The sequence below is a fragment of the Caulobacter sp. BE254 genome (genome assembly GCF_031457295.1).
GTDB lineage: Bacteria > Pseudomonadota > Alphaproteobacteria > Caulobacterales > Caulobacteraceae > Caulobacter.
Window position 1 is genome coordinate 124815 of record NZ_JAVDWJ010000011.1, and the last position, 22032, is coordinate 146846.

Consider the following 22032-nt stretch of genomic DNA (forward strand, 5'->3'; position numbering starts at 1 on the left):
TCAGGCGCGGACGGGGGAGCGTCCGGTCAGGGTTTGAAGTCGGGCGCGGGAACGCGGGCGACGGGGAGGCCGCCGCGCACGGTGCGCAGGTTGACGAGTTTCACCGTCTCCAGGGCGTCGCCGGGGGCGCCGTCGCTGGTCACCGCCAGGGCCAGGGTGTTCTTGCCGTGCAGATCGACGATGCCCGTCGGCAGGACGAAGGTCCGCTGCGGGCCGACATGGGCGATGAATTGGCCCATGTTCCAGCCGTTGACGAAGATCAGCACCCGGTAGCGGCCCGGCGAGCGCGGCGTGTTCGGATCGCCGATGGTCAGGCCCAGGGTGGTGTCCTGGTCCTTGGGCAGGTCCAGGTCGAAGCTCGTGCGGTACCAGGTCGTGCCGGCGGCCGGCTTGGTCGCGGCCATGTCGGCCTTGGCCCACCCCGCGTCGGGGAAGCCGGGCAGGTGCCAGCCCATCCGCTCGCCGTACTGGCCGCCGTTGTTGGCGTTGCCGCGCACCGGGTCCTGGATGTCCTCGCCGCCGAGGTTGCCCTGGATCTTCCAGGCGATCGGCACGGCGAAGCTGTAGCTGCCCGGTCCCGACAGCGAGGCCGAGACCAGGCCGCGGGCCTCCTTGTGGAAATCGTCGGCGTCGAGGTCCCAGTTGTGGCCGTTGTTGCGGACCATCACCGAGATCAGGTGCTCGCCCGTTCCGCGCAGGTCTTCCGGCAGCTTGAAGTTGGCCACCCCGGTGGTGATCGGGCGCGGCAGGCCGCCGTTCAGCTCGTGCTGGCCCAGGAACCGGCCGTCCAGCCAGACCTGCAGCATGCCCGCGCCGCCGCCGCCATAGTGCAGGGTCAGGCTGTCGATGTCGGGCTTGCCCTGGTAGCGGCCGCGATACCAGACGTCGCCCTGGTGGAAGCCGTAGGCGCTCATGTCGAGCGCCGGTTGGCCCGTCGGACCGCGCACGGTCGAACCGCTGCGGCGGCCCTCGGTCTTGAGCCAGGCGGCGTCGTCGAACTTCGGGTCGGCTTCGGGCGAGCCCGGGGCGGTCTTCCACTCCAGCCGGGCCAGATCGGGCACGGCGACCGCCGCCGGACCGGCCAGCGGCCGTTCGGCCAGCAGGCTGCCCGACGCGGTGGCCTTGACCGCGACCTTGGCGCCGTTCCAGCGGACGGCGGTCACGCCCTTGGGCGCGAAGACCTCCAGCGGGCTGTCGGTCTCGGTGTCGCCGGTCAGGCTGAGCACGCCGCCCCTGACGGCGTCGCTGCGCACCAGGCCGGGACCGCGCACCAGCAGGGCGTCGCGGCGCCAGAAGGTCTGGCCGGTCTCGGCGTCGGCCAGCAGCAGGGTCAGCGGCGGACGGCCGCCGCCGGTGATCCGCACCCGGGCCAGGCCCCCTTGGACGCCCCCGTGGGCGTAGGTCAGCTTCAGGTCGCCCTTGGCGGCGTCGAAGGCCGATTGAACGTCGCCTTCCAGAACCTCGACCTTCGGCGCCGAGGCGTAGCGCAGCACCGTCTCGCCCGCCTCGCCGGCCCGGCCGTAGAGCAGGGCCAGGTCGCCGTCGTTCCACTTCAGGTGCGTCTGGATCTCGGACGTCGAATAGACCAGCCGCTGGCCGCCCAGGTCGTAGCTGGCCATCAGCATCTTGCTGTCCTGGCCCTTGATCCGCGAGGCGACCTCGTACTCGCCGTCGCGGGTCTTGACCTTGAAGGTGAAGGCCTCGTCGCTCGTGCCGCTGCTGGGGTTGTGCACCACCACATAGAGGTGGCCGCCCGTCTCGGGATTCACGTTGTGATAGACGCGGACCTTGTCGTTGGACGGGACGACGGCCTCGCCCTTGTCCATGCGGCGCAGGTCGGGCACGGCGGCGATGAACTCGCCCATCTGCTTCATGACGCGAGCCTTGTCGCGCAGGCCCCGGGCCTCGTCGATCGCCGAGCCGTAGTCGTAGGAGGTGAACACCACCGGGGCCGGCAGCCAGCCCCACGAGGTCCCGCCATAGGTCATGTAGAAGCTCTGGATCGTCAGGCCGTTGGCGATGTTCGTGCCGTAGAACACCCGCTGGTAGCCGACGCCGCGATGGATAGCGGTGCAGTCGTAGTCGCCGTTGCTGCCCCAGTAGTCGAACCAGCCGCCGCCGAACTCGGCCGCGAAGCCGGGGGTGTTGGGGCTGGCCGAGGCCCCGCCTCTGGCCCCGCCGGGACCGTACAGCCCCCAGTCGGGCGCGACGCCGGGCGCCGACGGCGTGGAGTCGACCTTGCAGCTGCCGCCGGGATAGCCGTCGAAGGCGTAGAGGTCGTTGGGGCCCTCCACCGTGCCCGGCACGTTCGAGCCCTTGGGGACCCAATAGCCGTTGCGGCCCTTGTCGTTGTGGAAGATCGGGACGGTGATCCCGTCGGCTTTGGCCTTGTCGTCCAGCCACCGCATGTAGCGCTGCTGCGGGGCGCCGACCACGTCCAGCTCGTTCTCGATCTGGTGAGCGATCACCGTGCCCTGGCCGGTGGTCAACTGATGACGGGCGATGACGGCGTTGATCCGGGTCAGCCACTCGTCGGCGGCGGCGACGTATTCCGGCGCGTCGGTGCGAGCCCGGGCCTGCTGGTTGACCATCCAGCCGGGGAAGCCGCCGCGGGTCAGCTCGGCGTTCACATAGGGCCCGGCGCGGGTGATGACGTAGAGGCCTTCCTCCTTGGCCATGGTCAGCACGCGGTCCATGTCGCGCACGCCGTCGAAGTCGTAGACCCCCTGCTTGGGCGAGTGGTAGCCCCAGTCGAAATAGATGGCGACGGTGTTGTAGCCGCTGGCCTTCATCTTCTGGAGGATGTCGCGCCACAGGTCGGGGCTGGGCACGCGGAACGGGTGGAACTCGCCGCCCCACGAGAAGACGCGCTGGGCATCGACCTTCAGCGAGTACTTGTCCCAGGTGATCTGGTGGGCCGGCGCCGGTTTGGCCGCGACGGCCTGGTCGCCTTCCTTCAGCACCGTGAAGTGGCGCACCGTGCCCGACAGGTCCGGCAGCTCGGCCTTCGGCGTCCAGGTGCGGAAGCCGTCCTTGCTGTCGCTGTACCAGTAGCGCTTGGCCGAATATTCGTCGAAATAGATCCGCCAGCCGCCGTCGGGTGTCCGCACCATGGCCGGGCCTTCGACGCCCTTGCCCCAGCCGGCCCAGTCGCCGGTCCCCTTGGCCTGCCAGGGGCCGTCCAGCGAGGGGGCGGTCCACAGCTCGATGAACTTGCTGGTCTCGTTCTTGGCGAAGGCGTTGTAGAGCCCGCCCTCGCGCACCACGAAGGTGTCGATGAAGTTGGGACCCAGGCCGCTCAGCGGCTTGGGCGCCGACCAGGTCGCCAGCGAGGCGTCGGTGGCGGTGATCCGGTAGGGCTGGAACTGGCCGGCGATGCTGGTGGTCGAGACCGACAGGATCAGGTTGATCGCGCCGTCCTGGTCGACGAACCATTCCGGCGCCCAGCTGTTGGTCGCCCCGGGCACGTCGATCGTGACGTCGCGCAGGAAGGTCCAGTCGGTCAGGTTCCGGCTGCGGGCCAGGCCGATGGTGTTCCCGGTCCAGCCGGTGGTGTAGGCCACGTAGTACCAGCCGTCGGTGTGCTTCATCACGCTGGGGTCGCGGATCAGGCCCTTGGGCGGGGTGTAGGCCAGCGGCTTCTTCAGGGTGAAGCGCGTGCCGTCGGCCGAGTCGTAGACGCTCATGTTCGACTGGCTGGCGTTGGTGAACGCCGTCATGGTGTAGCGCGCGGGCTCGGCCCGGACGGGCTCTACAAAGGCGGTGGTCGTCAGCAGGGCGGCGACCAGGCCGAGCGCTTTGAGGGGCAGGCGGGTCATCCCTAGCCCCCGAAATAGAAGACGGGCTTCAGCGGCCATTCGACGGGCTTGTTGTCCGGATGGACCTCCATCAGGTCGGCCATGTAGTCCCACCAGCGCTTCATCACCGGCTCCAGCGGCAGGGCGTCCTTGGCGTTGTCGGGGCGCAGGCGCAGCACGGCGAACAGGCTCATGGTCTGCTCGTCCAGGAAGATCGAATAGTCGTGGATCCCCGCCTTGCGCAGCGCCTCGGCGAGGTCGGGCCACAGGTCGTCGTGGCGGCGCTCGTACTCGGCGGCGACGCCGGGCTTGAGCTGCATGCGGAAGGCGAGGGGCCGGTCCTGGTGGTTGCTCATCGTGTCCTCCCGTTTCTTGCTTTTGTGATGGATTAGGTCGTCGGCGGCGGCAGGCGGTAGATCCGACTGGCCGTTCCGGCGAACATCTGGTCCCGCTCGGCCTGGCCGAAATCGGCGGTGATCGCGTCATAGGCGGCGTAGAAGTCGCCGAACGACCCGTGCACCTTCTCCACCGGGAAGTTGCTGGCGAACATGCAGCGGGCCGGGCCGAAGGTCTCGATCACCCGCAGCACGAACGGCCGCAGGCTGTCGACGGTCCAAGCGCGGTCGATCATCGCCAGGCCCGAGATCTTGCAGCTGACGTTCGGCAACTCGGCGAGTTGGGCGAGACCGTCGCGCCAGGCCGCCAGGCCGGCCTCGTCGCGGTCGGTGGGCATGCCGGCGTGGTTGACGATCACCGGGATGTCCGGATGGGCGGCGGCCAGGGCGGCGGCGGTCGCCATCTGCGAGGGATAGAGCTGCAGGTCGAACGACAGGCCGTACCTGGCGAGCAGCGCGTAGCCGGCTCGCCAGGCGTCGCTCAGCAGCAGGTCGGTCGGGCCGTAGGTCTTGGCCGGGTCCTTGTGCCAGTTGACGATCTGGCGCACCCCGCGAACATTGACCCGCGCCGCCTGGGCTTCGAGCAGGGGCTCGACGCGCGGATCGTCCAGGTTGGCGCCGGCCACGATGCCGCCGATCACCCCGCGCGTGTCGGCCAGGCCCTGCAGCCAGTCGGTCTCTGACAGCTGGTCCTTGGGCGGCAGACCGCACTCGACATGGACGGTCTGGACGAGGTTCCACCCGGCCGCGTCGGCCAGGTAGTCGTCCAGCCCATAGGACTTATAGGCGATCGGCGACATGTCGCCGGCCGGGTTGTTCGGCAGCGGCCTGTCCTGCAGCCAGCCGTAATAGTGCCGGTCCAGGTCCCACAGGTGCATGTGCGGGTCGATGATCGGGCCGAGATAGGTCATCGCTCCCGTTTCTCCCAAAGGTTTGGCCTAGAACGTGGTGCGGCCGCCGGAAGTGTCGAAGGTGGCGCCGGTGGTGAAGCTGCATTCCTCTGACGCCATGAAGCAGACCATGGCGGCGCTCTCGTGGATCTCGCCCAGGCGCCCCATGGGGATCTTGCCCTTCATGTACTCGACCTGGCTGGGCGGCAGCTGCTCCAGGATCGGGCTTTCGAAGGTGGCCGGGGTCAGGCTGTTGGCGATCACGCCCTGGGTGGCCAGTTCCTTGCCCAGCGACTTGGTCAGGCCGATCACCGCCGCCTTGGACGCCGAATAGGCGCCGGCGTTGGGGTTGCCTTCCTTGCCGGCCACCGAGGCGACGTTGACGATGCGGCCATAGCCGTTGGCCAGCATGAACGGGACCACGGCCTTGCAGCTGTAGAACACGCCGTTGACGTTGATGTCGAAGACCCGCTTCCAGCTGTCGGTGGGGTACTCGTACACCGTGGCCGTGGCGCCGGTGATGCCGGCCGAGGCGACCAGCACGTCGATGCGGCCCAGCGCGGCGTCGGCGGCCTGGCCAGCGGCCAGGACGGCGGCTTCGTCGGAGACGTCCAGGGCCACGACATGCTTGGCCCCGACCTCGGCGGCGGCGGCCTTCAGGCCCTCGGCGTCCAGATCCCAGAGCGACACCTGGCCGCCCTCGGCGACGATCCGCGCGGCCACGGCCTTGCCCAGGCCCGAGGCCCCGCCGGTGATCACCGCCGCGCGGCCGGAGAAGCGCCCGACATAGGGGTTGGCGTAGGGCGTGCTCAAGCGAGGCCTTCCTTGGTCCAGGCGACGACCGTCTGCTGCTGCTGGCCCAGCTTCTCGATGCCCAGGCGCATGACGTCGCCGGCCTTCAGGAAGATCTTGTCGGGCTTCTGGCCCTCGCCGACGCCGGGCGGCGTGCCGGTGGTCAGGATGTCGCCCGGCTCCAGGGTCACGAAGCGGCTCATATAGGCGATCAGCTCGGCGACGCCGAAGATCATGGTCTTGGTGTTGCCGGTCTGCATGCGCTTGCCGTTCAGGTCCAGCCACATGTCCAGGTCCTGGCAGTCGCCGACCTCGTCGGCGGTGACCAGCCACGGGCCGACCGGACCGAAGGTGTCGCAGCCCTTGCCCTTGTCCCACTGCGAGCCCAGCTCCTTCTGGAAGGCGCGCTCGGAGACGTCGTTCACCAGCACATAGCCGGCGACATAGTCCAGGGCTTCGCTCTGCTCGACATAGCGGGCGCGCTTGCCGATCACCACGCCCAGCTCGACCTCCCAGTCGCCCTTCAGGGCGTCCTTGGGCAGCATCACGTCGTCGTTCGGGCCGTTCAGGCACGAGGTCGCCTTGGTGAAGAAGATCGGCTCGGGCGGCGGCTCCAGGCCGGCTTCCTTGGCGTGGTCGGCGAAGTTCAGGCCGATGGCCAGGAACTTGCCGACATTGCCGATCGGCACGCCGTAACGGGGCGAGCCCTCGACCACCGGCAGGGTGGCCGGGTCGATGGCGGCCAGCTTGGCCAGGCCCTCGGGCGACAGCACCGCGCCGGTGATGTCGGACACGTGGCCCGACAGGTCGCGGATCTGGCCCTCGGCGTCGAGGAGGCCGGGCTTTTCGGCGCCGCGCGGGCCGTAACGCAGGAGTTTCATGGCTCTAGTCTTTCGAGAAGATCAGCGGGCGTAAGGCCGGTGCAGACCGACCTCGCGATTGAGTTCGACGCCGAAGCCGGGGGCGTCGGAGAGTTTCAGCTTGCCGTTCACCGGCACGGGCTCGCCAATCAGCTGCGGGTGGAACATCGGCACCACCTCGTCGGCCTTGGGGGCCATCATCAGGAACTCGGCGAACGGGCTGTTATGGCGGGTGACCACGAAGTGGTAGCTGTAGACGCTGGAGCCGTGCGGGATGCAGAGCACGCCGCGGCTGTCGGCCAGGTTCGAGATCTTGACCAGTTCGGTCATGCCGCCGCACCAGCCGACGTCGGGCTGGATGATGTCGCAGCACTCCATCTCCAGCAGCATGCGGAAGCCCCAGCGGGTGGCTTCGTGCTCGCCGGTGGTGACCAGCATGCCCTTGGGGGCGTTCTTCTTCAGGTCGCGATAGCCCCAGTAGTCGTCGGGACTCAGGGCTTCCTCGATCCACTTGAGGCCATACTCATGGGCCTTGTGGGCCAGCTTGGTGGCGTAGTTCAGGTCCAGCGCCATCCAGCAGTCGAACATCAGCCAGAAGTCCTCGCCCGTGCGCTCGCGCATCGTGGCCAGTTCTTCCAGGTTCTTGCGCAGGCCTTCCTCGCCCTCGGCCGGGCCGTGGTGCAGGGGCATCTTGCCGCCGATGAAGCCCATCTTCTGGGCCAGGTCGGGCCGGGCGCCGGTGGCGTAGAAGGTCAGCTCGTCGCGGACCTTGCCGCCCAGCAGGTGATAGACCGGCTCGCCGCGCAGCTTGCCCAGCAGGTCCCACAGCGCCAGGTCGACGCCGGACAGGGCGTTCACCACCAGGCCCTTACGGCCGTAATACTGAGTAGAGAAGTACATCTGGTCCCAGATCTTCTCGATCTCGGTCGGATCGCGGCCTTCCAGGAAGCGGGCCAGGTGCTTCTCGACGATGTAGGCGGCGGGCTCGCCGCCGGTGGTCACCGCGAAGCCGACCGTGCCGTCGGCGGCCTCGATCTCGACCACCAGCGTGCCCAGCACGTTGATGCCGAAGCTCTGCCGGCTCTGGCGGTATTCCGGATAGCGCGACATCGGCGTGGCGATGTGGTCGTCGATCCAGTGACCTTCGCCCTGGTCGTGATAGTCGGCTCCGCCGCCGCGCACGACATAGGCCCGAACCTGCCGGATAAGGGGAAACGGCATGGGAAAAACCAGCTCCAGCCCAAGCACTTCCTGCAAGGAAGCGATCAACTTAAAGGAAGAGAAGGGCGTATCGTGAGGCAAAGCCTTCGACATGCTTGGCGAGACTTTGAAAGGTCGCGCCTACCTCCCCGGGACGTCCTATGACACGGTGGCGCGCCCTGACTTTCGGAGACCGGATCGTCACCTTCGCCGCTTGCGCTAGGTACCATATTATGAGAGAGAGTGCTACAAAATGAAACGTGACGCGTCAAGGGGAGCCTCAGTGGCAGCCAAGGAAGACAACTCCGGAGCCAAGGCGCCCAGCGGCAGCCAGACTCTGTTCCGGGGCCTGGACCTGCTCGACGTGGTCGCCGACTCCGGCACCATCGGCCTGCCCGCCCTGGCCCAGCGGCTGGGCCTGACCCGTAGCACGACTCACCGCCTGGCCACCGCCCTGGTCGAGCGTCGGCTGCTGTCCCAGGCTCCGCGCGAAGGCTACAGCCTGGGCTCCAAGCTGCTGGAGCTGGGCTATCTGGCCGGCCAGCAGATGGACCTGCCGCGCCTGGCCCGCCCGCATCTCGAAAAGCTGTGGGAAGAGCTGGAGGACACCGTCCACTTGGGCGTGCTGGAAGATGACCGCGCCCACTATCTGGACAAGCTGACCGGCCGCCGCCGGATCAACATCAGCTCGCGCGTCGGCGACCGCCAGCCGATCCGCTCGACCGGCCTGGGCAAGGCCCTGGTGCTGGACGACACCGAGGAGCGCTGGCGCGAGCTCTATCGCAAGGAAGGCCCGCGCTCGGAGCACGGGCCGGACGAAGAGCAGTGGATCGCCTGGATGCGCGACTACGCCAAGCGCGGCGTGGCCTTCGACCTGGAAGAGAACGAGGACCGTATCCGCTGCGTGGCCGCCCCGATCCGCGGGCCCAGCGGCCAGATCGTCGCGGCGATCAGCGTCTCGGGCGCGGCCCAGTACATGGACGACGCCCGCATGGCGACGCTGACCGATGACGTGCGCCAGTGCGCCAACGCCATCAGTTTCGAACTGGGTTGGAACGAGAAGAGGACGGTCGCCAAGCGCTAGGCGGCCTGTTCAAGCGTGAGAGTGGAGGAACGATGCTTCTGAAGGACAAGGTGGTGCTGGTGACCGGCGCCTCGGGCGGGATCGGCAAGGCCGCCGCCATCGGCTGCGCCCGGCACGGCGCGGACGTGGCGATCAACTACCATTCCGACGAAGCGGGCGCGGCCGACGCCGTGCGCGAGATCGAAGCCCTGGGCCGCCGCGCCATCGCCGTGAAGGGCGACGTGGCCGAGGTCGCCACCGCCCAGGCCTTCGTCGACGCCGCCGTCGCGGCGTTCGGCCGGGTCGACGTGTTCGTCAACAACGCCGGCATCTGCCCGTTCCACGCCTTCCTCGACATGCCGCCCGAGGTCATGGAGCGGACGATGAAGGTCAATCTGTTCGGCGCCTATTACATGGTGCAGGCCGCGGCCAACCAGATGGTCAAACAGGGCGACGGCGGGGCGATCATCGCCGTCAGTTCGATCAGCGCCCTGGTCGGCGGCGGCATGCAGACCCACTACACCCCGACCAAGGCCGGGGTGCACAGCCTGATGCAGTCGACCGCCATCGCGCTCGGCAAGTACGGCATCCGCTGCAACTCGGTGCTGCCGGGCACCATCGAGACGGCGATCAACAAGGAAGACCTGGCCGACGTCAAGAAGCGCGAATACATGGCCGGCCGCATTCCGCTGGGCCGCCTGGGCGAGCCCGACGACCTGGCCGGGCCGATCGTCTTCCTGGCCTCGGACCTGGCCAAGTACGTGACCGGCGCGGCCCTGCTGGTCGACGGCGGCGCGTTCGTGAACCTGCAGTGACGCCGTGATCGTTTCCTCGACCACCGACTTTCGCGAGGCGGCGCGGCGCAAGCTGCCGCGTTTCCTGTTCGACTATATCGACGGCGGCGCCTATGCCGAGCGCACCCTGGCCCGCAACGTTTCGGACCTGGCGGACCTGTCGCTGCGCCAACGGGTGCTGAAGGACGTTTCCCAGGTCGACCTGTCGACTACCCTGTTCGGCCACTACCAGGCCCTGCCGGTCGCCCTGGCGCCGGTGGGGCTGACGGGCATGTACGCCCGCCGCGGCGAGTGCCAGGCGGCCAAGGCCGCCGCCGCCAAGGGCGTGCCGTTCTGCTTGTCGACCGTCTCGGTCTGCGACCTGGCCGAAGTGTCCAAGGCCAGCCCCGCGCCGATCTGGTTCCAGCTCTACGTGCTGCGCGACCGGGCCTTCATGCGCGACCTGCTGGCCAAGGCGGCCGACGCCGGGGCCACGGCCTTGGTGTTCACCGTCGACATGCCCGTGCCCGGGGCCCGCTATCGCGACGCCCATTCGGGCATGAGCGGTCCCAACGCCGCGGCCCGGCGCCTGATGCAGGCGGTGTTCAAGCCGTCGTGGGCCTGGGACGTCGGCGTCATGGGTCGGCCCCACACCCTGGGCAATGTCGCCCCGGTGCTGGGCGCCAATTCGGGCCTCGAGGACTTCATGGGCTGGCTGGGGGCCAATTTCGATCCCTCGATCCAGTGGAAGGACCTGGACTGGATCCGCGACCAGTGGAAGGGCCCACTGATCATCAAGGGCGTGCTGGATCCCGAGGACGCCAAGGCCGCCGCCGACATCGGCGCGGACGGCATCGTGGTCTCCAACCACGGCGGCCGGCAGCTGGACGGGGTGCTGTCCTCGGCCCGCGCCTTGCCCGACATCGCCGAGGCGGTGGGCGACCGCCTGACCGTGCTGGCCGACAGCGGCGTGCGCTCGGGCCTGGACGTGGTGCGGATGCTGGCCCTGGGCGCCAAGGGCGTGCTGCTGGGCCGGGCCTTCATCTACGCCCTGGCCGCGCGCGGCGGGCCGGGGGTCAGCCAGCTGCTGGACCTGATCGAGAAGGAGATGCGGGTGGCCATGGCCCTGACCGGCGTCAACAGCCTCGCCGAGATCGACCGCTCGATCCTGGCGAAGGTCGACCGATGAGCGTCGTGTCGTTGGTCTTGACCGCAGCCCTGGCTCTCGCCCAGGTCTCGGCGCCGGGCGCGCCCAGGCCCGACCTGACCGACGTGCCGCCGCCGGCGGCCATGGAGGCGCCCGTCGCGCGCATCCTGATCGCCAGCGACTCCACCGCCGCCAACTACGGCGCCTCGGCCTATCCGCAGATGGGCTGGGGCATGGTGCTGAAATGCTCGCTGGATCCCCGCGTCGAGGTGGTGAACCTGGCGCGCGGCGGCCGCTCGACCAAGACCTTCATCGAGGAAGGCCTGTGGACGGGCCTGCTCGACAAGCTGAAGCCCGGCGACACCGTGCTGATCCAGTTCGGTCACAACGACGCCGACCGGGTGAAGATCGTCCGCTTCACCGACCCCAAGGGCGCCTATACCGATAACCTGACCCGCTTCGTCGCCGACGTGCGGGCCAAGGGCGGCCAGCCGGTGCTGATGACCCCGATCGCCAAGCACGTCTTCGTCGGCGACCAGGTGCAGGAGACCCACGGCGCCTACGCCCAGGCGGTCCGCGATGTGGCCAGGGCCACGGGCGCGCCGCTGATCGACCTGGACGCCGACATGATGGGGGCACAGCAGGCGCGGGGCGAGGCCGGGTCGCGGGGCTTCTACCTGATCTACACGCCGCAGGACGGCGTCGCTCGCTACCCGAACGGCAACAGCGACACCACCCACATCAACGAGGGCGGGGCGCGCCTGGCGGCGTCGCTGGTGGCGGCCCGCCTGGCGTTCCTGAAGCTGCCCGTCTCGGCCTATGTCCATCCGGCCTCGACCGGCGACCAGCCGATCCTCGGCGGCCCGCGCTGCCCGGGGCGTTAGGGCATCCGCTCATCCCGGCGAACGGCAAAAGAAAAGCGGAGCGCCTCGGCGGCGCCCCGCTGGCCCGGATGGGGGAAAGAACGGGCGAGTCGTGTGTGAGGAGGAATGGACAGGAGTCCAAAACCTACGCCTGATATTCCACAATGTGGAACATCACTCGATATAATGAGAATATCTTGACAGGCTCCCGGATGTCAAGCCACAGGTGGCGAAAGGCCTGAAGTGGCCTGGCCAATTGCGGAGGCAGCACGATGCGGCGCATCCTTTCGGGGTCGATCCTGGGCAGGCTGTGCGCCGCCCTGTGCCTCTCGGTGCTGCTGACCAGCCCGTCCGCCGCCTCGCGGATCGACCGTCCCTTCAACGACGGCTGGCGCATGGCGACGGGCGAGATCGCCGGGGCCGAAAAGCCCGAGTTCGATGACGCCGCCTGGAAGCCCGTCACCCTGCCGCGCGCCTGGAACGAGGACGAGGCCTTCAAGGTCGACATCCACGACCTGAAAGGGGGGATCACCTGGTATCGCAAGCGCTTCGTCCTGCCGCCCGGCGTCGGACCGGCGGCCGGCGGCAAGGCGTTCATCGCGTTCGAGGGCGTGCGCCAGGCCGGCGACGTCTATGTCAACGGCGTGCGGGTCGGCGGCCATGAGAACGGCGTCACGGCGTTCGGCGTCGACGCCACCGCGGCGCTCAGGCCCGCGCCGTTCGTCAATGTCGTGGCCGTGCGGGTCGACAGCGACTGGAAGTACAAGGAGCGCGCCACAGGCAGCGGCTTCCAGTGGAACAACGACAATTTCAACGTCAATTACGGCGGCATCCACAGGGCGGTGCGGCTGGTCCTGACCGGAAGCCTGCACCAGACCCTGCCGCTGTATTCCAGCCTGGGCACGACCGGCGTCTATGTCTGGGCCGACGCGTTCGACATCAAGGGCGGGGCGGCGACCGTCCACGCCGAGTCGCAGGTGCGCAACGCCTCCGACCGGCCGCGCACCTTCCGTTATCGGGTGACCCTGCGCGACGCCGACGGCAAGCTGGCCGGCGCGTTCGACGGCCCCACGGTCACCCTGGCGCCCGGCGAGACCCGCACGGTCGCGGCCCAGGCGGCGCTGAAGGGCCTGAAGTTCTGGAGCTGGGGCTACGGCTATCTTTACGCCGTGACCACCGAACTGGTGGAGGACGGCGCCAGCGTCGACACGGTCGTCACCCGCACGGGCTTCCGCAAGACCGCGTTCAGGAATGGGATGATCTTCCTCAACGACAGGGTCATGCAGGTGCACGGCTACGCCCAGCGCACCAGCAACGAATGGCCGGCGCTGGGGACCGACATCCCGCCGTGGATCAGCGATTTCTCCAACGCCTTGATGGTCGAGAGCGGCGGCAATCTGGTGCGCTGGATGCACATCGCCCCGGCCGCCCAGGACGTCGAGTCGGCCGATCGCGTGGGCCTGGCCCAGGCCATGCCGGCCGGCGACGCCGAGAGCGACGTCACCGGCCGCCGCTGGGAGCAGCGGGTCGAGGTGATGCGCGACGCCATCGTCCGCTTCCGCAACAACCCCTCGATCCTGTTCTACGAGGGCGGCAACGAGAACATCAGCGACGCGCACATGGCCGAGTTGAAGGCGGTCCGCGACCAGTTCGACCCGCACGGCGGCCGCGCCATCGGCTCGCGCGAGATGCTCAACAGCAAGGTGGCCGAGTACGGCGGCGAGATGCTGTACATCAACAAGAGCGGGACCAAGCCGGTCTGGGCCATGGAATATTCCCGCGACGAGGCGGCGCGAAAGTTCCAGGACGACTTCACCCCGCCGTTCCACATCGACAGCCCCGACTACAACCGCAACCAGGACAGCCACGCGGCCGAGAACGTGCGCCGCTGGTACGACTACTGGCGCGAGCGGCCCGGCGGCGGCGACCGCGTCAGCTCGGGCGGGGTCAACATCATCTTCTCCGACAGCAACACCCACTTCCGCGGCGACAACAACTACCGCCGCAGCGGCGAGGTCGACGCCATGCGCCTGCCCAAGGAAGGCTTCTACGCCCATCAGGTGATGTGGGACGGCTGGGTCGACGTCGAGCGCCCGCGCAGCCACATCATCGGCCACTGGAACTACGCGCCGGGCGTGACCAAGGACGTACTGGTGGTCTCCAGCGCCGACAGCGTCGAGCTGCTGCTGAACGGCAAGTCTCTGGGCCGGGGCGTGAAGTCCGACGGCTTCCTGTTCACCTTCAAGGCCGTGGCCTGGGCGCCGGGGACCCTGCGGGCGGTGGGACGCGACGCCGCCAGCAAGGTGGTGTCGTCGGACGAGCGCGTCACCACCGGCCCGGCCGTGGCCTTGCGCCTGACGCCGCATGTCGGTCCGTCCGGCTGGCGGGCCGACGCCGCGGACCTCGCCCTCGTCGATGTCGAGGCGGTGGACGCGGAAGGCCGGCGCGTGCCGACCGCCCTGGACCTGGTGACCTTCGACCTCGCCGGCCCGGCCGAATGGCGCGGCGGCATCGCCCAGGGCGACTCCAAAGGCGGGGCCAAGCCGACGCAGGCGCCCGCCTCGTCCACGGGCGACGTCGTCACCGGAGCGCATACGGTGGACGGGGTGACCTCCTACGCCGGCGCCTCGCGCGGCGACGACAATTACATCCTGTCCCGGACCCTGCCGGTCGAGGCGGGGATCAACCGCGTGGCCCTGCGCTCGACGCTCGAGGCCGGCAAGGTCACGGTGACGGCGCGGGCTCAGGGGCTGAAGCCGGCGACCGTGACGCTGGACGTCGCCGCGCCGGCGGCGGTCGAGCCTCTCCTGCCCGTCAGCCTGGCGCGGGGGCCGACGCCGGCCACGCCGTCGTTCAAGGTTCGCCGTGTGGCGCTGAAACCCGTCGCCACCCTGGCCGGCTCGAACCCCGACACGGTCGGCCTGGCCCGCGACGACGACGAGACCACCCACTGGGCCAGCGACGGCCAGCTGGCCAACGCCTGGATCGAATACCAGCTCGAAAAGCCCCAGGTGGTCGACGAGGTGGTGCTGAAGCTGATCGGCTGGCGCCTGCGCTCGTACCCGCTGCGCATCACCGTGGACGGCGTCACCGTCTACGAAGGCGCGCCGGCCAAGAGCCTGGGCTACGTCACCCTGCCGCTGAAGCCGGTGAAGGGGCGCAGACTGCGCATCGCCCTGACCGGCCCGACCGTCGACCGCGACGCCTTCGGCAAGATCGTCGAGATCACCGGCGCCAAGGCCGGCCTCGACACCGGCGCCGAGAAGGTGGCGGCCGGCGGCGGCCTGGGGATCATCGAGGCGGAGCTGTATCGGCGGCCGTGATTGGCGCCGTCCCCAGGTCCTCCCCCTATGGGGGAGGCGATCGCGTAGCGATCGGTGGGGGGAGTTTTACGATCGTCGATCCGGGTTGGGAGGACCTGCCGATCACTCCCCCCACCGTCGGCTTCGCCGACACCTCCCCCACGGGGGGAGGATTTATTGGGCCGCCTTCGCCACCTCCACCGCATACACATGGTTGGCCCCGTGCATGTTGGAGCGGAACACGATCCACTTGGCGTCGGGGGTGAAGTTGACGTTCGGCTCCAGCCGGTAGTCGTGGTCCTTCATGTTCACCAGCTTCTCGGTGTCCAGCACGCCCGGCTGGACCAGCACCTCGGAGCCGGGGGCGTGGATGCCGGCGACGTCGGGGATGGCGCGCGGGCGCATCAGGTACAGCCACTTGCCGTCCGGCGCGTGGGCGACCATCTCGCTGTCGCCGCCGTCGCCAGCGAACAGCTTGCCGTCCGGCGAGGTGTTGAAGTGCACCGACCAGGCGTTGCGGTCCAGGTGCAGCCAGGTGCGCTTGCCGGTGGCGATCTCGTAGCCGGCCACCCAGAAGTCCTCGCCGCGCGGGGTCTGCAGGTCGTACCAGACGGTCTTGCCGTCGGCGCTGAACCACTCGTGGCCGGCGATCTCCATGTTCATGGTCCGGGTGTGGATCTTGGTCGGCGCGGTGCCAGGCTTGTCGGTCCGGGTCAGCCACAGGCGGTCGACCTTGTGCCAGGGGCCCTCGTGGCAGAACATCAGCAGGTGCGGGTCGGTGGGCGAGAACTGCAGGTGGTTCAGCCAGTCGGTCGCCTGGTGCACGACCTTGCGCTCGCCCGTGGCCGTGTCGATCGTGAAGATCTCCATCGGGATGCGGCTGTCCAGGCGGGCGTTCAGTTGCACCTCGCGGCCCTCGGCATAGGACAGCGCGCGGCCGTCCGGTCCCTTCACGTCGTCGGGATTGCGAGGCAGGGCGTCCATCAGGTTGGGCGGGATCGGCACGTCGGTGCGGTTGGCCACCCCGGCCAGCAGGGTCTCGTCGGCGTTGATCGTCTGGATGCCCACGCCCTTGGCCAGCTTGGCGACCTGGCGGACCTTCCGAGTCTTCGGATCGACCGCCTCGACCACGCCCGAACCGTCCTCGACCAGGCGCTGATAGTAGACCTGGCCGGTCTTGCGGCCGACGAACAGCAGCCGGACCTTGCCCTCGACCAGCGGGCGCAGGGCGTGGGTCTTCAGGTCGACGCCCGAGATCCCGTCGGGCGTGCTGATGGCCAGGGTCGCGCCGTCGGGCGTGTAGCCGTTGAAGTTGAAATAGAGGCTGCCGCTGCCGGGCTTGTCGGACAGGCGGATCACCCGGTGGCCGGTGTCCTTGTCGACCCATTCGCGCGGCGGCTCGGGCGTCCCCGGCTTGGGTTGGGTGACGACGTCCTGGGCGTGGGCGCACGGCGCCAGGACCATGAAGGCCAGCGCCAGGGCGGAGAGGAGGGGAGCTTTCATCGGCGGTCTCACTGGGTCCGGATGTCGGGACGGGGCGGGGCCTTCATGCCCTCGCCGAGATAGAAGCTGGTGTGCGGCGGCTGGTTGTAGGCGGTGTTCTGCCAGGCGATCGACACGCGATACTGCGGGTCGTGCATCAGGGTGACCAGTCGCCGCTGGGTGACGTAGGGCGTGGCGTAGATCCGCAGGCTTCGATTGTCTTCCGCCCGCCAGACCGCTTCCTCGCGCCAGTCGCCCAGGATGTCGGCCGACAGGGCGGGAGTCGCCTTGGTGCCGTTGTTGGAGGTCACGCCCTCGGCCGTCAGCAGGGGAACCGCCTGGCCGGTCTTCCAGTCCCACTTGCTGATCTGGTTCCTGTCGAGCAGTTCGCGCAGGTCATCGCCGTCCCACCAAATCGCGAAATTGGTCTGGCGGGGGTGCTTGACGCCCTCGATCGGCTTGCCCTGGGCGGTGTAGAGCGCGTCGCCGTTGCTGCCCCAGGCCTCGGCGCCGGGAAAGCGCGGGTCGATGTCGGCGGCCAGACCTCGGCCGGTGTCTCGGTCGGTGGACGTGCTCCACAGCACCTTGCCGGTGCGGGCGTCGAGCATGGCCGCGCCGACGCCGCCGTTCTTGCCGGGGCTCTCGTGCACGCCGAACTTCTCAAGTCCGGGACGGGTGGGATCCAGATCGGACACGTGCATGGCGTCGCCGTGGAACAGCTGGGCGCTCCACAGGCCCTTGCCGTCGTCGTCGATCGCCATCGAGCCGTAGACGATCTCGTCGCGCCCATCGCCGTCGACGTCGGCGACGCTGAGCTGGTGGTTGCCCTGGCCGCCGAACGTTTCGTTGCCCGGCGTAGCGCTGTCGAACAGCCATCGCTGGGTCAGCTTGCCGTTCCGGAAGTCCCAGGCCGCCAAGGTGGTGCGGCCGTAATAGCCACGGGCGAAAACCAGGCTGGGATGCTGGCCGTCCAGATAGGCCGTGCCGGCCAGGAAGCGGTCGGAGCGGTTGCCGTAGCCGTCGCCCCAGACCTGCGTCATCTGCTCGATGGTCGGAGCGTCAGTGCGCGGATCGCGCGGCGGCGCGTAGGGCGCGCTGGCCAGGGCCTCGCCCGTCAGGCCGTCGAAGACAGTCAGGTATTCGGGCCCCTTGAGGATGCGGCCCTGCACCCTGGCCACCTTTGTGCCGTCGGGCAGGACCGTGGCGCCGGTCCTGTCGGCCTGGGGCCGCTCCCCGCCGGTCTCGCGCCAGTCGGCGTTCGGGTCGCCCAGCACCTGGCCGGTCCCGTCCACCGTGCCGTCGCTGGTTCGCACCGCGATCTCGGCCTTGCCGTCGCCGTCGTAGTCGAAGACCTGGAACTGGGTGTAGTGGGCGCCGGCCCGGATGTTGCGGCCCAGGTCGATCCGCCACAGGCGCCGGCCCTCCAGCGTGTAGGCGTCCAGGAAGACGTCGCCGGTATAGCCGCCGAAGGCGTTGTCCTTGGAATTGGTCGGGTCCCACTTGAGGACGATCTCGTAGCGGCCGTCGCCATCCAGGTCGCCGACGCTGGCGTCGTTGGCGGTATACGAATAGGCCTCACCGGCGGGGGTGACGCCGTCGGCGGGCGGCTGGATCGGCACGCTGAGATAGCCCTGCGCCCAGACCTTGGCCGGCTTGCTGGCCGGCGCCTCCTTGCCGCCGACCACGGCGCGCACGGTGTAGGTGGCGGACGGAGCGCCGGTCTTGTCGACGAAGTCGGTGGGCCCCGCCAGCGGCGCCGCGTTCAGCTTCACGCCGTCGCGATAGAGGTTGAAAGCGGTCCTGGCGGGCTCGTCGCCCAGCAGCCGCCAGCTGACCAGCACGCCGCCGTCCACCGCCGGCACGGCGACCAGGCCGCGATCCAGGGCTTCCATCCGGCGCGTCGCGGCCAAGGCCGACCCGCCGACCGATGACAGCGTCGTCGCGCACAGCAGGGCCGCCGCCGCGACCCGCGCGCCCCGGTTCTCACCACGCTTGCTCATGCGTCGAACCCCTTTGGTTTCCCCGTTTTCCGGCTCGTGACGACCGTTCTTCGCGGCCTTCGGATCGGCGCTGGGGCCGCCTCGCGAGCGTTGCGTCGAACTTACACCATGGAACGAAACGGCTGTCTTCCCACAAATTGCGTTGACATCTCAATATATGGAATTATTCCTATTGTATGAGAAATGCGCCGCCGAGCGCCGCGAGCCGTCCGAGCAAGGAGGGCCGCAGGGCCGGTAAGGCGTCCGGGGACCTTCGTCGGGAGGCCCCAAGCCTGGTTAGAGGGAGGGAACTCAATGCTTGCATCCACTCGCGGCCGTCGGGCGGCCGTCGCCACCACATCGTTGCTGGCCCTGGCGGCCAGCCTGGCCTTCACCACGGGCGCGCACGCCCAGAGCACGGGCGCCCAGGCCGAGGACAAGGTCAGCACCGTCGACGAAGTGGTCGTGGTCGGCACCCGCGCCAGCCTGCAGTCGGCCATGAACCGCAAGAAGCGCAACGGCACGATCTCGGACTCGATCGTCGCCGAGGACATCAGCCAATTCCCCGACAAGAACGTCGGCGAGGCCCTGGGCCGGATCACCGGCGTGCAGCTGGCCCGCGACTTCGGCGAAGGCAACGCGGTCTCGATCCGTGGCGTCGAGCCCGACCTGAACCGCGTCGAGATCAACGGCATGAGCACGCTGTCGACGGCCGGCAACCTGCAGGTCTATGGCGGCGGCGGCCGGTCCAACGACTTCCGCGAACTGGCCTCGGAACTGGTCCAGTCGATCGACGTGTTCAAGGGCTTCACCGCCGACATGACCGAAGGCGGCGTCGGCGGCACGGTCTCGGTCAAGACCCGCAAGCCGCTGGACTTCAAGAAGCCGGTCCTGTCGCTGACCGCGTCGGCCCAGAACCTCGACACGGCCGACACCTGGAAGCCGCGCGGCAATATCTTCGCCGCCACCACCCTGTTCGATGGTCGGCTGGGCCTGATGGCCAATGTCACCTACGACGACGTCGACACCCGCGGCGACTATGTCCGCAACTCGTCGTGGGGGCGGTTCGCCGACTTCGACGCCTCGGCCGACAAGACGGTCCCGTACTACAGCAGCGCCTATAATTCCCAGATCAACGACCTGGCGCGCAACGTCACGACCGCCGCCGGATGCTCGGGCCTGACCACGCCCGACTCTACCCAGATCTCGACCACCAACCTGCGCAACGCCTGCCTGTCGCAATGGTACGACTACGCGCCACGCACGGCTCGCTACGGCGTCTGGACCCGCAACGACGAGCGCATCTCGGCCGAGTTCACGGCCCAGTATCGCTTCACCGACAAGATCGACGCCTGGGTCAGCTACAACCGCAACGACCGCACCCAGACCCTCAACGACATCAACTACGGCACCGACTTCACCACGGCCAACCGCCTGCGCAATACGGCCACCGCCACCACCTGCTCGTCGACGAACACCACGGCCAGCGCGGTCAAGGTGAACGCCAAACACAACGTCATCGGCTACACGCTGGGCAACTGCGTGAACACCACGGGGGCCGGCGGCAACAACGGCTTCGGCATCAGCGCCCGCGACTTCAAGTACGACACCACCAGCAACTACTACAACTTCGGCGCCAACTATCGCGGCGACCGCCTGCAGATCGAGTTCCAGGGCTCCAAGGCCGACACCAGCACCGTGTCGCAGACCAACAATGTCAGCGTCAGCTTCGACACGCCCGGCATGACCGTGACCCTCGATCCGGCCACCGGCAATCCGTCGTTCGCCTTCGCCAGCGGCTACAGCCCCAGCGACGCCTCGGCGATCCGCCAGTGGCAGATCCAGTATCGCCCGTCGAACAACGGATCAAAGGAAGAGCAGTACAAGCTCGACTTCGACTACGAGACCAACCTGCCGTTCATCAAGAAGATCGAGTTCGGCGGCCGCGCCACCGACTTCTCGACGAAGGGCTACGGCTACGGCGGCTTCATCCTCGATGGCGGCGCCAACCCCTCGTCGCTCCTCGATGACACCGTGATCTATTCCAACGCCGTCAACTCGACGGCGGGGGTCCTGGCGACCCAGCTGGCCGACCAGACCGATCCGACCTTGGGGGCTCCCAGCACCACGGGCTATTGGACCTCGACGGAGACCTGGTCGCGCGGCTTCTCCAACGCCCTGTTCGGCTCGGCGATGACTCCGCTGTCCAGCGACTTCTACTGGGGCGGCGGCTCGATCCCGACCAGCTGGAACTATCCGGACTTCGACAAGGTGTCGAAGAACCTCGACACCTCGCACTTCAACCTGAACAACCTGGAGAACACCGTCGGCAGCGACGGCAAGCCCCATAGCCAGTTTCCGTATCGCATCGCGGAAAAGACCGACGCCATCTACCTGAAGTTCGACTACAATTTCCCGCTGGGAAGCTATGAGGTCGACGGCAACTTCGGCTGGCGCCGGGTCCACACCCAGACGACCGGCGAGGGCGTCTCGAGCCGCAGCGCCACCTACGGGACGACCACCTACACGCTGAGCAACTCCCTGGGCAAGATGACCAAGGACTACACGGTCTGGCTTCCCAGCTTCAACGTCGGCCTGTGGTTCATTCCCAACAAGCTGTCGGCGCGCGCCGGCTTCGCCGACCTGATGGCCCGTCCGCGCATGGACTTCCTGATGCCGACCGTGGCCTGCACCACCGACGCCTCGCCCGACGCCAACGGCGAGTTCGACGAGCCGAGCTGCAACGCCGGCAACCCCGAGCTGAAGCCCTACCGCGCCAACCAGTACGACCTCAGCTTCGAATACTATCCCAACCAGGACACCCAGGTGTCGGTCGGCCTGTTCAAGAAGGACATCGAGTCGTTCTACGTGTCGTCGCGCACCCTGATCGGCAAGCGCGACGTCTATGGCGACGGCCAGCTCTACAACTACAACACCTACATCAACGGCCAGGGCGCCAAGATCTCGGGGGTCGAGGTGACCGCCAAGACCGCCTTCACCTTCCTGCCAGGCTTCCTCTCGGGCTTCGGCGTCGACGTGAACTACACCTACCAGAAGGCCAAGAACGTCCGGCTGTTCTCGCAGCTGGACGGCTCGCCGCTGCCGTTCCCGGGCCTGTCCTCGGACAGCGCCAACCTGACCCTGTGGTACGACAAGGGGCCGTTCAACGCCCGCCTGGCCTACAACTACCGCTCCCGCTACCTGGTGTCGGCCGCCGACAACTCGCTCCAGCCGGTCTATCGCGACTCGACCGGCTATCTCGACGGCAAGGTCACCGTGAAACCCGGCTTCAGCTGGGCGCCGAACCTGTCGTTCTTCGTCGAAGGCAAGAACCTGACCAAGGAAGACGAGCGTTCGACCGCGGGCGACATCCGCCTGACCGAACTGGGCTACTTCGGCCGCCGCTTCTTCGTCGGCATGACGGCGAAGTTCTAGGACGAGATGGCGTGGCGAAGGTCCGGTGTCGAGCCCGGGTCCTTCGCCATCGCC

The 22032-nt window shown here is 68.4% G+C and carries 14 protein-coding genes; 6 read left to right on the top strand and 8 right to left on the bottom strand.

The genetic code is table 11. The annotated features are described in order from the left end of the window. Positions 1 to 26: 26 nt before the first annotated feature. Genes J2X41_RS18600 through rhmD form a run of 6 tightly spaced genes read right to left on the bottom strand, consistent with a single transcriptional unit; the run spans position 27 to position 7955 of the window. Positions 27 to 3818, bottom strand: coding sequence for a beta-galactosidase (locus J2X41_RS18600; RefSeq protein ID WP_310084132.1), 3792 nt, complete (start codon positions 3816 to 3818; stop codon positions 27 to 29). A 2-nt stretch (positions 3819 to 3820) separates the two neighbouring features. Next, positions 3821 to 4153: an L-rhamnose mutarotase gene (gene rhaM, locus J2X41_RS18605; protein WP_310084135.1), complete on the bottom strand. Its 333-nt coding sequence runs from the start codon at positions 4151 to 4153 to the stop codon at positions 3821 to 3823. A gap of 32 nt (positions 4154 to 4185) precedes the next feature. Further along, positions 4186 to 5103, bottom strand: coding sequence for an amidohydrolase family protein (locus J2X41_RS18610; protein ID WP_310084137.1), 918 nt, complete (start codon positions 5101 to 5103; stop codon positions 4186 to 4188). Between the two features lie 27 nt (positions 5104 to 5130). Next, on the bottom strand, positions 5131 to 5895 hold the full coding sequence (locus tag J2X41_RS18615) for an SDR family NAD(P)-dependent oxidoreductase (RefSeq protein WP_310084140.1): 765 nt from the start codon (positions 5893 to 5895) through the stop codon (positions 5131 to 5133). Continuing rightward, entirely contained in the window at positions 5892 to 6755 is an 864-nt protein-coding gene (locus tag J2X41_RS18620; RefSeq protein ID WP_310084144.1) for a fumarylacetoacetate hydrolase family protein, read from the bottom strand. The genes J2X41_RS18615 and J2X41_RS18620 overlap by 4 nt, the downstream gene beginning before the upstream one ends. Before the next feature lie 21 nt (positions 6756 to 6776). Further along, complete coding sequence (gene rhmD / locus J2X41_RS18625) at positions 6777 to 7955, bottom strand: L-rhamnonate dehydratase (protein ID WP_056759691.1); 1179 nt, start codon at positions 7953 to 7955, stop codon at positions 6777 to 6779. A gap of 262 nt (positions 7956 to 8217) precedes the next feature. On the opposite strand from rhmD, the gene J2X41_RS18630 reads away from it, so the two are divergent. The 5 genes from J2X41_RS18630 to J2X41_RS18650 all read left to right on the top strand — a co-directional run bounded on the left by J2X41_RS18630 (position 8218) and on the right by J2X41_RS18650 (position 15103). Beyond that, entirely contained in the window at positions 8218 to 9018 is an 801-nt protein-coding gene (locus tag J2X41_RS18630; RefSeq protein ID WP_310084146.1) for an IclR family transcriptional regulator, read from the top strand. 32 nt (positions 9019 to 9050) lie between these two features. Next, positions 9051 to 9812, top strand: coding sequence for an SDR family NAD(P)-dependent oxidoreductase (locus J2X41_RS18635; protein WP_310084149.1), 762 nt, complete (start codon positions 9051 to 9053; stop codon positions 9810 to 9812). A 4-nt stretch (positions 9813 to 9816) separates the two neighbouring features. After that, complete coding sequence (lldD, locus tag J2X41_RS18640; protein WP_310084152.1) at positions 9817 to 10959, top strand: FMN-dependent L-lactate dehydrogenase LldD; 1143 nt, start codon at positions 9817 to 9819, stop codon at positions 10957 to 10959. Further along, complete coding sequence (locus tag J2X41_RS18645) at positions 10956 to 11801, top strand: rhamnogalacturonan acetylesterase (protein WP_310084155.1); 846 nt, start codon at positions 10956 to 10958, stop codon at positions 11799 to 11801. Before lldD ends, J2X41_RS18645 begins: the two co-directional genes overlap by 4 nt. Positions 11802 to 12052: 251 nt before the next feature. After that, positions 12053 to 15103, top strand: coding sequence for a DUF4982 domain-containing protein (locus J2X41_RS18650; protein ID WP_310084158.1), 3051 nt, complete (start codon positions 12053 to 12055; stop codon positions 15101 to 15103). 153 nt (positions 15104 to 15256) lie between these two features. Here the strand turns inward: J2X41_RS18650 and J2X41_RS18655 are convergent, their stop codons facing one another. Continuing rightward, entirely contained in the window at positions 15257 to 16585 is a 1329-nt protein-coding gene (locus tag J2X41_RS18655; RefSeq protein ID WP_310084160.1) for an oligogalacturonate lyase family protein, read from the bottom strand. An 8-nt stretch (positions 16586 to 16593) separates the two neighbouring features. Further along, positions 16594 to 18564 carry a rhamnogalacturonan lyase gene (locus J2X41_RS18660; protein ID WP_310084162.1) on the bottom strand — a complete coding sequence of 657 codons (1971 nt, stop codon included), beginning with the start codon at positions 18562 to 18564 and terminating at the stop codon, positions 16594 to 16596. 294 nt (positions 18565 to 18858) lie between these two features. On the opposite strand from J2X41_RS18660, the gene J2X41_RS18665 reads away from it, so the two are divergent. Further along, positions 18859 to 21978: a TonB-dependent receptor gene (locus tag J2X41_RS18665; RefSeq protein WP_310084164.1), complete on the top strand. Its 3120-nt coding sequence runs from the start codon at positions 18859 to 18861 to the stop codon at positions 21976 to 21978. Positions 21979 to 22032: the final 54 nt, after the last annotated feature.

Coding starts and splice junctions, on each gene's coding strand:
- J2X41_RS18665 (WP_310084164.1), top strand. CDS start 18,859: ATGCTTGCATCCACTCGCGGCCGTCGGGCGGCCGTCGCCACCACATCG.
- J2X41_RS18610 (WP_310084137.1), bottom strand. CDS start 5,103: ATGACCTATCTCGGCCCGATCATCGACCCGCACATGCACCTGTGGGAC.
- J2X41_RS18645 (WP_310084155.1), top strand. CDS start 10,956: ATGAGCGTCGTGTCGTTGGTCTTGACCGCAGCCCTGGCTCTCGCCCAG.
- J2X41_RS18650 (WP_310084158.1), top strand. CDS start 12,053: ATGCGGCGCATCCTTTCGGGGTCGATCCTGGGCAGGCTGTGCGCCGCC.
- rhmD (WP_056759691.1), bottom strand. CDS start 7,955: ATGCCGTTTCCCCTTATCCGGCAGGTTCGGGCCTATGTCGTGCGCGGC.
- J2X41_RS18635 (WP_310084149.1), top strand. CDS start 9,051: ATGCTTCTGAAGGACAAGGTGGTGCTGGTGACCGGCGCCTCGGGCGGG.
- J2X41_RS18600 (WP_310084132.1), bottom strand. CDS start 3,818: ATGACCCGCCTGCCCCTCAAAGCGCTCGGCCTGGTCGCCGCCCTGCTG.
- J2X41_RS18620 (WP_310084144.1), bottom strand. CDS start 6,755: ATGAAACTCCTGCGTTACGGCCCGCGCGGCGCCGAAAAGCCCGGCCTC.
- rhaM (WP_310084135.1), bottom strand. CDS start 4,153: ATGAGCAACCACCAGGACCGGCCCCTCGCCTTCCGCATGCAGCTCAAG.
- J2X41_RS18660 (WP_310084162.1), bottom strand. CDS start 18,564: ATGAGCAAGCGTGGTGAGAACCGGGGCGCGCGGGTCGCGGCGGCGGCC.
- J2X41_RS18655 (WP_310084160.1), bottom strand. CDS start 16,585: ATGAAAGCTCCCCTCCTCTCCGCCCTGGCGCTGGCCTTCATGGTCCTG.